Source organism: Streptomyces sp. NPDC089915, assembly GCF_040684675.1.
Taxonomy (GTDB): domain Bacteria; phylum Actinomycetota; class Actinomycetes; order Streptomycetales; family Streptomycetaceae; genus Streptomyces.
The window spans coordinates 1-13227 of the sequence record NZ_JBFBGN010000081.1; the positions used below are offsets into that span (position 1 = coordinate 1).

The 13227-nt window shown below is 76.0% G+C and carries 11 protein-coding genes and 1 tRNA gene; 6 read left to right on the forward strand and 6 right to left on the reverse strand.

Annotation, left to right across the window (positions count from 1 at the left end; translation table 11 throughout):
* Window positions 1-77 precede the first annotated feature (77 nt).
* Entirely contained in the window at window positions 78-1904 is a 1827-nt protein-coding gene (locus tag AB0O29_RS22865) for a GTPase-associated protein 1-related protein (protein ID WP_365154117.1), read from the reverse strand.
* A gap of 354 nt (window positions 1905-2258) precedes the next feature.
* Between AB0O29_RS22865 and AB0O29_RS22870 the strand changes: the two genes are divergently transcribed.
* Window positions 2259-4319 (forward strand): phosphocholine-specific phospholipase C, encoded by a 2061-nt coding sequence (locus AB0O29_RS22870; RefSeq protein WP_365154119.1) that lies wholly within the window; start codon window positions 2259-2261, stop codon window positions 4317-4319.
* Here the strand turns inward: AB0O29_RS22870 and AB0O29_RS22875 are convergent.
* Window positions 4306-5022 (reverse strand): hypothetical protein, encoded by a 717-nt coding sequence (locus tag AB0O29_RS22875; protein ID WP_365154121.1) that lies wholly within the window; start codon window positions 5020-5022, stop codon window positions 4306-4308. The genes AB0O29_RS22870 and AB0O29_RS22875 overlap by 14 nt on opposite strands.
* Before the next feature lie 18 nt (window positions 5023-5040).
* Here AB0O29_RS22875 and AB0O29_RS22880 point away from each other — a divergent pair, with 18 nt between their 5' ends.
* Window positions 5041-5850 (forward strand): alpha/beta hydrolase, encoded by an 810-nt coding sequence (locus tag AB0O29_RS22880; RefSeq protein WP_365154123.1) that lies wholly within the window; start codon window positions 5041-5043, stop codon window positions 5848-5850.
* A 63-nt stretch (window positions 5851-5913) separates the two neighbouring features.
* Here the strand turns inward: AB0O29_RS22880 and AB0O29_RS22885 are convergent.
* Together AB0O29_RS22885 and AB0O29_RS22890 are read right to left on the reverse strand one after the other, a co-directional pair.
* Window positions 5914-5986: transfer RNA gene (locus AB0O29_RS22885), tRNA-His, on the reverse strand.
* 74 nt (window positions 5987-6060) lie between these two features.
* Window positions 6061-6885: a hypothetical protein gene (locus AB0O29_RS22890; protein ID WP_365154125.1), complete on the reverse strand. Its 825-nt coding sequence runs from the start codon at window positions 6883-6885 to the stop codon at window positions 6061-6063.
* Between the two features lie 106 nt (window positions 6886-6991).
* Here AB0O29_RS22890 and AB0O29_RS22895 point away from each other — a divergent pair, with 106 nt between their 5' ends.
* Both AB0O29_RS22895 and AB0O29_RS22900 read left to right on the forward strand, forming a co-directional pair.
* Window positions 6992-7882, forward strand: a complete 891-nt coding sequence (locus AB0O29_RS22895; RefSeq protein ID WP_365154127.1) for a LysR family transcriptional regulator — start codon at window positions 6992-6994, stop codon at window positions 7880-7882.
* Window positions 7860-9026 carry an aminopeptidase P family protein gene (locus AB0O29_RS22900; protein WP_365154129.1) on the forward strand — a complete coding sequence of 389 codons (1167 nt, stop codon included), beginning with the start codon at window positions 7860-7862 and terminating at the stop codon, window positions 9024-9026. Before AB0O29_RS22895 ends, AB0O29_RS22900 begins: the two co-directional genes overlap by 23 nt.
* A 12-nt stretch (window positions 9027-9038) precedes the next feature.
* Here the strand turns inward: AB0O29_RS22900 and treZ are convergent, their stop codons facing one another.
* Entirely contained in the window at window positions 9039-10790 is a 1752-nt protein-coding gene (treZ, locus tag AB0O29_RS22905; protein ID WP_365154130.1) for a malto-oligosyltrehalose trehalohydrolase, read from the reverse strand.
* A gap of 108 nt (window positions 10791-10898) precedes the next feature.
* Here treZ and AB0O29_RS22910 point away from each other — a divergent pair, with 108 nt between their 5' ends.
* The gene (locus AB0O29_RS22910; RefSeq protein WP_365154132.1) at window positions 10899-11471 is read left to right on the forward strand and encodes a DUF1707 and FHA domain-containing protein; all 573 of its coding nucleotides are present in this window, start codon (window positions 10899-10901) and stop codon (window positions 11469-11471) included.
* 56 nt (window positions 11472-11527) lie between these two features.
* Window positions 11528-11998, forward strand: a complete 471-nt coding sequence (locus AB0O29_RS22915) for a GNAT family N-acetyltransferase (protein WP_365154134.1) — start codon at window positions 11528-11530, stop codon at window positions 11996-11998.
* On the opposite strand, the gene AB0O29_RS22920 is transcribed toward AB0O29_RS22915, so the two are convergent.
* Window positions 11980-13209: a M14 family zinc carboxypeptidase gene (locus tag AB0O29_RS22920; protein WP_365154136.1), complete on the reverse strand. Its 1230-nt coding sequence runs from the start codon at window positions 13207-13209 to the stop codon at window positions 11980-11982. The two genes, AB0O29_RS22915 and AB0O29_RS22920, sit on opposite strands and share 19 nt — an antisense overlap.
* Between the last annotated feature and the right edge of the window lie 18 nt (window positions 13210-13227).

Sequence of the window (13227 nt, forward strand, 5' to 3'; positions counted from 1 at the left end):
CGGGGGCGGAGCCCCCGGGGAACGGGCGAAGGGCGGGTAGGGGACCTCGCCCCGCGCAGCGGCCCCCGCACCCCCGCTCAGCCCCGCAGGCCCCCGCCGAATCGTTCCCGCAGGCGGGCCACGACGCCGGGCCGGCCGGCCTCGGGGCCCGCCGCGTCCGAGAGCCGCTCCGGGATCCCGGAGCGGCCCGCCCCGGCCCCCTCCGCCCGTTCCAGCAGCACCGCGCCCACCTCCGCCGGCAGTTCCTCCGCGAAGTGCCGCAGGAGTTCCGCCGCCAGCTCCGGGACCTCCGGCCCGGCGGCCGGGGCCTCGGCGGCCGCCCGGGCCAGGAGGTCCCAGGTGCCCGCGCGGCGGTGGACCGGGGCGCCCGTCGTGGCCAGGAGCAGACGGGCCTCCACCGGGGTCGGGACCCGGCCGTCCCACACCAGCCGCATGCCCGTCCGCAGGACCAGCGGCTCCGCGTACGGGGAGGCGCCCGCCTCGCGCAGCAGGGCGTCCAGCGCGACCACCCGGTCCCCGTCGGGGCGGCCCCGGGCGCACATGCGCAGGTGCGGCAGCGCCTCCGCCGCGCCCAGGCGGAACCCGGTCCGGGCGAACAGCCGGGCCCCGGCGGGCGGGTCGCCCGCCGCGAGGGCGTCGAGGCGGTCGAGCACGAGGGCCCGCAGCGCCGGCAGCTCCGCCAGCGCGGCCCGGACCTCCTCCCCGTACGCCTCCTCCGGATCCGCCAGCAGGGCCCACGCCAGCCTCCGCGCCGCCTGCGGGAGCACCCCGGCGGTGTCCGCGCCCAGGGCGGCGGCCGACAGCAGCAGCGCGGCCAGCGGCGCCGGTTCGCCCCCGGGGTCGGCCGGCGCCGCCAGCAGCTCCGGTCGCAGCTCCGCCGCGAGCGCGCTCCGGGTCCCCGCGTCCAGGGACGCCAGCAGCCGCTCCGACGCGGCCGCCTCCGCCGCCCCGCGCGGCTCCCCGCCCGGCCGGACCAGCACCCCGGCGAGCGCGTGCAGCCGTACGCCGTCCAGCGCGTCCCGGTGCCCGGCGGCCCACTCGGCCGCCGCCGCCCGGGCCGCCGACCCCAGCGGGACCCCGGCCGCCAGCGCGAGCGCGGCCAGCGGGCCCGCCCCGTACGGCTGCTGCCCGGGGATCCGGCGCACCTCCGCGAACAGCTCCGGCCGGCCCGCCCGCCAGACCGCGGCGGCCGTCCGCGCCCACAGGGCCGCCGGTCCCCGGGGCGGCTCGGGGGCCGGTCCGCGCGCGGCCTCGTACACCCGGTGCCGGCGCCCCCCGCCCGCCAGTACGCCGGCGTCCCGCGGCAGGACCCCGACCAGCTGCTGCGGGGCGGACAGCGGACGCCGCGTGTACGTGGTGAAGGTCAGCCACTGCCCCCGGGCGTGCGGCAGCACCCCGCAGGCCAGCATGATCCACCGGGCCGCGTCCGCCCCGTCGGCCTCCACCAGCATGACGCGGGGAGCGCCCGGCTCCTCCGCGATCCGGCGCACGTCGTCGAAGAACGCGGCGAGCCACGGCCCCCGGGCGGCGACGAACTCCGCCATCGCGGCCCGGTCGTACGGACCCGGCGCGGGTATCCGCTCCAGCGCGGGCGGCGGCCCGTCCGCCGGGGTCCGCTCCCGCCACCCCGCCGAACCCCAGGCGGTGACCGGCAGGGCGCCCCGGGCCTCGCCCGGCAGGTGGACGGCGTGCGCGTGGAAACCGGACCCGGCGGCGGCCGTGCGGGCCAGCAGCCGGCTGCCGTCCGGGAGCAGGCTCAGGCTCAGCGCCCCGGGGTCCGCGCCCCCCGGCGGCGGCTCGTACGCGAGGAGCGGCTCCGCCGCGCGCAGCACCGCCTCGGACACTCCGGGCGTCACGGCGGCGAAGCCGGGCCCGCCGTCGTAGTGGAGCTGTGGAAGGCTCACGCGTCCCCCTCCGTCCCGGTGGCAACCGTCACTGACGTCTCGTCAGGGTCTGTCGCACGGCGCCCTGTTGCCCGTACCGTCGTTCCCCGAACCGATCCGCGATCCGCTTCCAGAGCCGTTCCGCCCCAGGGGCGCACGGTATGACCGGCCCCGTTCCCCGCCATGCCCCGCGCCCCCCGTGCCGTGTTGTGGAGGTCATTCCACCAGATGTCCGGTCCGTTCGGGAGTTCCGCCCCCGGAGGCTTCCGTTCGCCCGCTGTACGGCCCGTCGTCAGACGGGGATCTCCGTCCGGTACCCCGGGCCCGCTGTCCTTGGGGCGCCCCTCCCCCCTCACCCCCAGAGGTCGTCACACCATGGCTGAACTGAACCGACGCAGGTTCCTCCAGATCGCGGGCGGCACCGCCGCCGCCGCGATGCTGAACGAGAGCATCGCCCGCGCCGCCTCCATACCGGCGCAGGGCAGCACCGGAACCATCCAGGACATCGAGCACATCGTCGTCCTCATGCAGGAGAACCGGTCCTTCGACCAGTACTTCGGCACGATGAAGGGCGTCCGCGGCTTCGGGGACCCGCGGCCCGTGCTCCAGGACAACGGGAAGTCGGTCTTCTACCAGTCCAACGGCACGAAGGACATCCTGCCCTTCAATCCGCAGGTCAGCGACCTCGGCATGCAGTTCGTCGAGGGCCTCAACCACGACTGGGCCGGCGGCCACCAGGCGTACAACAACGGCAAGTACGACAAGTGGGTGCCCGCGAAGACGGCCACCACCATGGCGTACATGACGCGGAACGACATCCCGTTCCACTACGCCCTCGCCGACGCCTTCACCGTGTGCGACGCCTACCACTGCTCCTTCATCGGCGCCACCGACCCGAACCGCTACTACATGTGGACGGGCCACACCGGCAACGACGGCACCGGCGGCGGCCCGGTCCTCGGCAACCAGGAGGCGGGCTACGGCTGGAAGACCTACCCCGAGCGCCTGGAGGCGGCCGGGGTCTCCTGGAAGATCTACCAGGACATCGGCGACGGCCTGAACGCCGCCGGCGGCTGGGGCTGGATCGGCGACGCCTTCCGGGGCAACTACGGCGACAACTCCCTCCTGTACTTCAACAGCTACCGCAACGCCCAGCCCGGTGACGCCCTGTACGAGAAGGCGCGTACGGGCACCAACGCCAAGGCGGGCGAGGGCTACTTCGACAAGCTCCGCGCGGACGTGGTGAACGGCACCCTGCCGCAGGTCTCCTGGATCGCGGCCCCCGAGGCCTTCAGCGAGCACCCGAACTGGCCCGTCAACTTCGGCGCCTGGTACATCTCCCAGGTCCTGGACGCGCTGACCGCGAACCCGGCGGTGTGGGCGAAGACGGCGTTCTTCATCACCTACGACGAGAACGACGGCTTCTTCGACCACGTCGTGCCCCCGTACCCGCCGGCCTCCTCGGCCTGGGGCCTGTCCACCGCCGACGTCACCCGCGACCTGTACGCGGGCGGCGGCGGCTACAACGCCGGCCCGTACGGCCTGGGCCCGCGCGTCCCGATGATCGTGGTCTCCCCGTGGAGCAAGGGCGGCTACGTCTGCTCCGAGACCTTCGACCACACCTCGGTGATCCGCTTCATGGAGAAGCGCTTCGGGGTGCAGGAGCCCAACATCTCGCCCTGGCGCCGGTCCGTCTGCGGCGACCTGACCTCGGCGTTCGACTTCACGCAGGCCGACGCGACGCCCGCCTCCCTGCCCTCCACCGGGGCCTACGTCCCGGCGGACCACAACGCGCACCCCTCCTACCACCCGGTCCCGCCGGCGACGGGCACCCTGCCCAAGCAGGAGACCGGCTCCAAGCCGACCCGCGCCCTGGGCTACAGCCCGTACGTGGACGGCGCGCGCGCCGTCTCCACCGGCAAGTTCACGCTGACCTTCGCCTCCGGCCCGAAGCTCGGCGCCCACTTCCACAGCACCTCCGGCAACCGCACGGACGGCCCCTGGCCCTACACGGTCGAGGCGGGCAAGACCCTCTCGGACACCTGGAGCACCAGCAGCTCCACCGGCAACAAGATCGACCTGACGGTCTGGGGCCCCAACGGCTTCCTGCGCACCTGGAAGGGCCCGGCGAAGAAGGCCGGCCCCGAGGTGACGGCCCGCCACGTGGAGGCCACCGGCAACCTGGCGCTGACCCTGACCAACGGCGGCACCGCCGCGGTGAACCTGACGGTCACCAACGCCTACGGCGGCGCCGCCCAGACCTTCAAGGTCAACCCGGGCGCCACCGTCCCCTACACGGTCGACCTGCGCGCCTCCGGCCGCTGGTACGACGTGACGGTGGTCTCCGACGCCGACACCACCTTCGTGCGCCGCTTCGCGGGCCACGTCGAGACGGGCGCGGCGGGCGTCTCGGACCCGGCGATCAAGACCGTCTGATCCGGTCGTCCGGTGTGCGCAGCAGCCGCCGCTCCAGGACCGCCAGGTCCGCGGGGCGGTGGCCGCGCGCGTGCCGCAGCAGCAGGTCCCGGGCGGTGTCGGGGACGCGCCGGCGCTTGGGGTGGCGGGTGGTGAACTCCTCGCTCGCGAAGAACCGCACGGCCCCCTCCAGCCCGGCCCGGTCCGTCTCCCGCACCGCCCAGGCCAGTTCCTCCGTGGGCACCCCGGCCAGCAGCCGCGAAGGGCCGCGCTCGGCCAGCAGCCACGCCGCGTCGCGGGGCTGGGCGCGCGGGGCGCCGAGCCAGCCGAAGACCACCGCGTAGGCCACCCCGCGCGGCGGGCCGGGCTCCTCCTCGCCCCCGGCCAGCGCCCGGGCGTACTCCCGCAGCCCCTCGGGCGCCGCCCCGGCCCACCGGTCCCGGTGCCGGGCGGGGATGCCGTCGGGCGAGAGCGGGTCGAGGAGCCGGTTCGACTCGGGTGTGGGGTGCGCGGTGCCGTCGTCGTCCCCGCAGGAGCAGAAGACGACCCCCTTGGCGGCCGCGGCGGCGGCCCGCTGGCGCCCTATCCGGCGGACGGCCCGGACCTCGCGGATCTCGGCCGGGTCGCTGATCTCGTAGCTCCCGGGATGGTGGGGGTGGCGGGCGCCGTCGGCGCGCGAGAAGGCCCCCATGACCAGTGGTCGGCGGAGCGGTTCGGACTGCACGGTGTGATCGTAGGGCCGGTGGGCAGAACGAACGGGGTCGGGATCCACCACACCGTCACCCAGGGAGAACGCATGGCCATCGCCCACCGCAGGATCGGCACCGGACCCGTCCGCGTCATCGTGCTGCACGACTGGTTCGGGACCTCCGACAACTGGGGCTCCGTGCTGGACTACCTGGACCCGAAGGGGTTCTCCTACGCCTTCCTCGACTACCGCGGCTACGGCCGCCGCCGTGACGTCCCCAGCCGCTACACCCTCCCCGAGATCGCCGACGACGTCCTCGGGCTCGCCGACGAACTCGGCTGGGACACCTTCTCCCTGCTCGGCCACTCCATGGGCGGCAAGGCCGTCCAGCAGGTCCTGGTCCGGGCGCCCGAGCGGATCGAGAAGCTGATCGGCCTCTGCCCGGTGCCGGCCGCGCCCTACGCGATGGACGACGCCACCCACGCCCTCTTCTACGGCGCCGCCGGCGACCCCGCCAAGCGCCGCACCATCCTCGACCTCGTCACCGGCCACCGCGCGAGCGGCCACTGGCTGGACCGGATGGTCGCCCACTCCGTCGAGGTCTCCCGCCCCGAGGCCTTCGCCGGCTACCTCGCCGACTGGCAGCCCCGCGACCTGTCCTCCGCCGTCAAGGGGAACACGGTGCCGGTCCTCGTCCTCGTCGGGGAGTACGACCTCGCCCTCACGGCCGATGTGATGCGGGCCACCTGGCAGGCCTGGTACCCGGACTGCAGGGTCGTCACCGTTCCGGGCGCCGGCCACTACCCGCCCCACGAGACCCCCGTGGCCTTCGTCACGGAGGTGGAGGCCTACCTCCGCGGCTGAACGGACGCGAGAACGCCCGTAGGGGGTACGAGGCGGACCTCGTACCCCCTACGGGACGGAAAGGGTGAGTGACGGGACTTGAACCCGCGGCCACCTGGACCACAACCAGGTGCTCTACCAACTGAGCTACACCCACCACGAAGGGCGGCGGACCGTCCGTTCGTCGTGCAAGCACAGCATAGCCGATCAGACGGGTGGTTCCGCGACGGGTCAACCGGCGGCCCGGCTGCCCGCCAGGCTCGCCGCCAGCCGGGCCACGACCCCGTCCGCGCGCCGCGCCGCGTGCGCGACGGCCGCCGCGGCCAGGGCCCGGACCACCGGATGCGGCCGCGTGCCGTCCCCGGCGAGCTCCGGCTGGAAGAGCGTGGCCAGGAAGAACGGGTGCCCCGGCAGTTCCGCCATGCGCACCTGCCCCTCCTCGTCGTGCCCCGACAGCCGCAGCCCGTGCGCGGTGAGCTCCGGCAGGTGCCGCGGGGCCGGCCCGTAGTTGCAGTGGTAGCGCTCCATCGACCGCTCGGCCCCGAGCACCGACTCCGCGAGCGAGCCGGGCTGCGCCCGTACGACGCCCTCGTGCCCGACGAGCGAGCAGGCGAGCGGCGCGATCAGCAGGTCGTCCGCATCGGGGTCGTTCTCCGCGTGCGCGACCCCCGTCAGACCGCACACCGCGCGGGCGTACTCCAGCAGGGCGTGCTGGAACCCGCCGCAGGTGCCGAGGAAGGGGATGCCCTCCTCCCGCGCCACCCGGATCGCGGCCAGCGCCCCCGCCTCGCTGGCGTACGGGCTGCCCGGCAGCACCCACACCGCGTCGAACCGGGCCAGCGTCCCGGCCTCCGCCTCCGCGCAGGCGTCCGCGGTCGGGATCCAGTAGGCGTCGAGCACCAGCCCCTCCCGCGCGGCCAGCGCGTCGAGCAGGAGCGGGATCCGGGTGTGGGACTTCACGTGCGGGGAACGGTCGCCGACCAGGGCGATCCGGGCCACGGGGGCGACGGGGGAGAGCGGGGGGAGAGCGGCCGGGGCGGCCTGTGCGGTGGTCATGGGGATCATCCTGAAGGCCAGTCCCACTTCAGCGCCAACGATTGTTCCTGGATGGTCGATAAGCAGCGCTGATGACCCTGGCGCCCGCCCCTGGGATCATGACGCCATGGACCCGCACCTCCTGCGCACCTTCGTCGCCGTCACCCGCCTCGCCTCCTTCTCCGCCGCCGCCCGGGAACTCGGCTACACCCAGTCCGCCGTCTCCCAGCACATCGCCGCCCTCGAAGCCGACCTGCGCACCGAGCTCCTCACCCGGCGCCCCGTCGCCCCCACCCCCGCCGGAGCCCGGCTCCTCGAACACGCCGGACCCCTCCTGCTGCGGCTCGACGCCGCCCGCGCCGACGTGCTGCGGCTGGCCGCCGCCCCGCCCGGCCGGGTCACCCTCGCCGCCTCCCCCCTCGCCGTCGGCCCCCGCCTGCTCGCGGCCCTCCCCGCCACCGGGGTCACCCTGCGCGTCCTGCCCCCGGACCGGGTGCCCGCCGCCGTCGCCGCCGGGGACTGCGACCTCGGCCTCGTCGACGGACTCGCCGCCCCCAGCGACCCCCTGCGGCTGCCCGACGTGGCCCCGTTGAGGACCACCGGGGTCGGCGAGGAGGAACTGGCCCTCCTCCTCCCCGCCGGACACCCCTTCGCCGGGCGGGCCGCCGTCCGGCTCGACGACCTCGCCGACGCCCGCTGGCTCGACGCCCCCGACGCGGGCCTGCCCCTCACCGCCGCCCACGGCTCCGCCCGCACCGCCCTGCGCTACGAGGGCACCGACCTGCACGCCCTGTGCGCCCTCGCCGCCGCCGGACACGGCCTCGTCCTGCTGCCCCGGACCGTCGCCGAGACCGCCGCCGCCCGGGGCCCCGGCGCCGGGGTCGCCGTCCCCCTCGACGCCCCGCGCCTGGTGCACCGTACGGAACTCCTCGCGCCCGCGACCCAGTCCGGCGCGGCCGCTGCGCTCGCCCACCGCCTCACGGCAGGATCCCCGTATGACCACCGCACCCAGCCCTGAGCCCGCCCCCGCCGGGGCCGCCCACCCCGAACCGGCCCCCTTCACCACCGCCGACCACGCCGCCCGCATGGCCGCCGCCGCGCAGGCCGCAGCCGACGCCGGCCTGGCCGGCCTGCTCATCGCCCCCGGCCCCGACCTCACCCACCTCACCGGGTACCGCCCCACCGCCGAGACCGAGCGGCTCACCCTGCTCGTCCTCGCCGTCGGCCAGGACCCCGTCCTCGTCGTCCCCGCCCTGGAGGCCCCCGACGCCGCGAAGGCCCCCGGCGCCGGCGCCCTCACCCTGCGCGACTGGACCGACGGCAAGGACCCGTACGCCCTGACCGCCCCGCTGCTCGACGTCTCCGGCCGCTTCGGCGTCAGCGACAACACCTGGGCCCTGCACCTCCTGGGCCTGCAGCGGGAGCTGCCCGCCACCTCCTACACCCCGCTCACCGCGGCCCTGCCGATGCTCCGCGCCGTCAAGGACGACCGCGAACTCGCCCGCCTGGAGGCCGCCGCGGCGGCCGCCGACGCCGCCTACGCGCAGATCCTCCACGTCCCCTTCGCCGGCCGCCGCGAGAGCGACGTCGCCGCCGACCTCGCCGGCCTGCTGCGGGCGCACGGCCACTCCCAGGTGGACTTCACCGTCGTCGGCTCCGGCCCCAACGGCGCCAACCCGCACCACGAGGCCGGCGACCGCGTCATCCGCCACGGCGACATGGTCGTCCTCGACTTCGGCGGCCTCAAGCACGGCTACGGATCCGACATCTCCCGCACCGTCCACGTCGGCGAACCCACCGCCGAGGAACAGCGCGTCCACGACGTCGTCCGCGAGGCCCAGCAGGCCGGCTTCGCCGCCGTCCGCCCCGGCGCCGCCTGCCAGGACGTCGACCGCGCCGCCCGCGCCGTCATCACCGAGTTCGGCTACGGCGACCGCTTCATCCACCGCACCGGGCACGGCATCGGCGTCACCACGCACGAACCCCCGTACATGGTCGAGGGCGAGGAGCAGCCCCTCGTCCCCGGCATGTGCTTCTCCGTGGAGCCCGGCGTCTACCTGCCCGGCCGCTTCGGCGTCCGCATCGAGGACATCGTCACGGTCACCGCCGCCGGCGGCCGCCGGCTCAACCAGGCCCCGCGGGAGCTGGCGGTGGTGGAGTAGGCCGGGAAGGCCCTACGGGCCCAGCACCACCGCCGACTCGCCCGGAACGTGCAGGCGCCCGTCGGGCCCCGGATGCTCCACCGGCTCCCACGAGGCCAGCACCCGCACCCCGTTGCGGCCGAGCGCCACCGTCACCGACTCCGTCCCCAGGTTGACGACCACCCGCACGTCGCCCCGCCGGAACGTCAGCCACCGCCGCTCCTCGTCGAAGGCGACCCGGACCGCCGCCAGGTCCGGGTCGCGCAGGTCCGGCTGCGAGCGGCGCAGCCGGATCAGCGTCCGGTACCACTCCAGCAGCCAGGCGTGCGACTCCCGTTCCGGCTCCGCCCAGTCCAGGCAGGACCGCTCCCGCGTCGCCGGAGCCTGCGGGTCCGGCACCTCCTCCGCCTTCCAGCCGTGCGCCGCGAACTCCCGCCGCCGGCCGCCGCGCACGGCCTCGGCCAGCTCCGGATCGCCGTGGTCGGTGAAGTACTGCCAGGGCGTCCCCGCCCCCCACTCCTCACCCATGAACAGCATCGGCACGAACGGGCCCGTCAGCGCCAGCGTCGCCGCGCAGGCCAGCAGCCCGGGGGACAGGGAGGCCGACGGCCGGTCGCCCAGCGCCCGGTTGCCCACCTGGTCGTGGGTCTGCGTGTAGCCGAGGAACCGGTGCGCGGGGGTGCGCCGGCGGTCCACCGGCCGGCCGTGGGTGCGGCCCCGGAAGGAGGACCGGGTGCCGTCGTGGAAGAACGCCCGGGTCAGGGTCTTCGCCAGGGCGGCCAGCGGGGCCGCGGCGAAGTCGGCGTAGTAGCCCTGGGATTCACCGGTCAGCGCACAGTGCAGCGCGTGGTGGAAGTCGTCGTTCCACTGCGCGTGCACACCCAGCCCGCCGGCGGGGCGCGGCGTCGTGAGGCGGGGGTCGCACCGGTCGGACTCGGCGATCAGGAACAGCGGCCGCGCCGACTCGGCGGCCAGCGCGTCCACGGCCGCCGACAGCTCCTCCAGGAAGGGCAGCGCCCGCCCGTCGGCCAGCGCGTGCACGGCGTCCAGCCGCAGCCCGTCGATCCGGTAGTCCCGCAGCCAGGCGAGGGCGCTGCCGATCAGGTACGCCCGCACCTCGTCGGAACCCGGCGCGTCCAGGTTCACCGCCGCGCCCCACGGAGTGTGGTGGGTGTCCGTGAAGTAGGGGCCGAAGGCCGGGAGGTGGTTGCCGGAGGGGCCCAGGTGGTTGTGGACCACGTCCAGGACCACCCCGAGCCCCGCCGCGTGCGCCGCCTCCACGAACCGGGCCAGCCCCGCCGGCCCTCCGTACGGCTCGTGCACCGCCCACGGCGCCACCCCGTCGTAGCCCCAGCCGTGCCGGCCCGGGAAGGGGCAGACCGGCATCAGCTCCACGTGCGTGACGCCCAGCGAGACCAGGTGCCCCAGGCGGGCGGCCGCGGCGTCGAAGGTGCCCTCGGGGGTGAAGGTGCCGACGTGCAGCTCGTACAGCACCGCGTCCTGGAGCGGGACGCGCGGGGGCGCGGTGCGGGGGGTGAGGGGCTCGAAGTCCACCACGGCGGAGAGGCCCCCGGTGCCGTCCGGCATGCGCCGGCCGCGCGGGTCCGGGCGGACCGCCGGATCCTCGCCCAGCCGGAACCCGTACCGGTCGCCGTCGGCCGCCGGGGCCTCGACGGTCCACCAGCCCGGGCGGTCCGGGGCCGGGTCGGGGGCCATCTCGTAGGCGGTGTCGTTCAGTCGCAGCGCGACCCGGCCTGTCAGCGGTGCCCACACCTCGAACTGCACGGACGGTCCCCTCGCTCCCGGCGACGTGTCACACGTATCGTGCCCATCATTCAGGGCCTGCCGGGGGAGTTCTGGACACTCCGCACCCGACGGGCCGACAATCACCCTGTGACGTCGAGTTTCGAGTTCCCCGCCTTTCCCGTCCCGCGCGTGTCCGACGCGGAGCGGGACCGGGCGCTGGGCCAGCTCAGGGAGGGTGCGGCCCTCGGCAGACTGTCGCACGACACCTTCCTGCGCCGCATGGAACTCGCGCTGGTCGCCCGCCGCTCCGAGGACCTGGCCGTGCTGCTGGCCGACCTCCAGACCCGCCAGGGGCCGCTGGGCCCCGAAACCCCCTGGACCCGCCGTCTGTTCGGCTGGGTGGGGCGGGCCTCGGCGGTGTCGGTGGGGGTCCGGCGGGCCTGGCAGGCCGAACGGCTGCCGGCGCTGCTGCTCCCGCACCCGGCCGCCGGCCCGCTGCGGATCGGCCGCGACCCGGGCAACGGGCTCCGGCTCAGCCACGAGACCGTCTCGCGGGCCCATGCGGAGCTGAGCATGCGGGACGGGACCTGGCTGGTCAAGGACCTCGGCTCCACCAACGGCACCACCGTCAACGGGCGCCGGGTCACGGGGGTGGCCGTCGTAAGAGTGGGGGACCAGATCGGGTTCGGGAGGATGATCTTCCGCTTGTCGGACAGCTGACGGACCGGGCCGGCCGGCGCGCGGACCGCCGTACGGGGGCGGCAGGATGTCGTCCCATGAACCACGCCCCGGACTCCCCTTCCCCCGTCCGCCCGGTACGGCCGCAGGACCTGCCCCGCCTCGTCGAGCTCATCCACGAGCACGTCGCGTACGAGAGGTCGACGCCCAGGCCCGCGGACCTCGCCGACCGGCTCGGCCCCCTCCTCTTCGCCGAGGACACCCGGCTGCGCGTGCTCCTCGCCGAGACCCCGGACGGCACGGTGGCGGGATACGCCGCCTGCTCCGAGGAGTTCGCCTTCTGGGACGCCGCCTCCTACCTCCACATGGACTGCCTCTACCTGACGGAGGAGGCCAGGGGCCACGGCCTGGGCGCCGCCCTGATGGCGGGCGTGGCGGACCTCGCCCGCGAGCGCGGCCTCGGCCACGTCCAGTGGCAGACCCCGGACTGGAACGAGGGCGCCGTCCGCTTCTACGACCGGCTGGGCGCCACGGGCCGGCCCAAGCGCCGCTACGCCTGGCCCGTCTGAAGACACCGGTGGGCGGCGAGGACCGTACGGGCCTGGTGCTCCACCTGCGTGGCCACCGCCACCCGGCGGGCCCGGAACCGGGCCGAGAAGCTCCCGCACCACCCCGCCACCAGCCGGTCCAGCTCCGCCGCCGCCGGATGCCCCTGCGCCCGCGCCGCCCGCAGCAGCATCGCGGCGGCGCGCAGCGACAGCCGCCGCCCGAACGCGTCGACGCTCCCCACGGCGGCCGTGGTCGTCCCCGGCGGCGCCCCCGGACCCGCCCACCCGGCGGTGACCTGCGGGATCAGCCGCAGCGTCCAGTCCACCGCCCGCAGCAGCGCGGCGGCGTCCGGGTCCGCCGCACCGACCCCCTCGCGCAGCTCGGCCACCCGCGCCGCCTCCCCGGCCAGCCGCCCGGCCAGCGCCCGCAGGGCGCCCGCCGGGTCCGGGTGCGGGGCGGGATCGTCCACCAGGTCGGAGGCCCACATGGGCACCTCGACGATCGCGGTGGTGGTCGCGCGGTGGCACCAGGTGCTGAGCCGGGTGTCCTCGGAGTGCGACCCCATGACCCCCGCCTCCGGCATCACGAAGATCCCCGGGCCGGGGGAGGGCCACCCGGAGGCGTCGGAGGCCCCGGTCTCCACCGGGATCCGCAGCTCGGCGGCCGACTTCCCGAAGGGCTCCGCCAGCCCCGGCAGGTCCCGGGTGAGCTGCACCCAGGAGCCGCCGAGATCCGTACCGTGCAGGGAGACCTGGAGGACGGGACGCAGCTCGTCGATCAGCCCGGTCAGCGCGAGCGTCTCGGGCGGGAGCCCGTCCAGGGGGAGCAGCGAGGGCGCCCACTCGGGCTGTTCGGGCCCGGGCGGCCGGTAGAAGTGCCGGTGGTAGTCGAGGAGGGACGAGGGACGGGGGGTGCGGTGCAGCGCCGCCCCGTCGGGGTCGGCGCAGAGCAGGAAGTGCCACCCCGTTCCGCCGCCGGGCGCCCCGGCCAGCCGCCGCGCGAGCTCCAGCGCGGTCGCCCCGCCGACGGGCTCGTTGGCGTGCGCCCCGGCGACGACCAGCACCTCCCGGTCCCCGCGCCCGCCGACGGAGAGCATCCACAGCGGCCGCCCGGCCCGCGACTCCCCGACCTGCCGCAGCCGTGCCCGCCCGGGGTACGCGTCCGCCAGCGCCCGGGCGGCCAGGGCGAGTTCGTGCGGGCCGGGATAAGGCGTGTCACGAAGGAGACTCACCCCCATGCCATGCCCGCC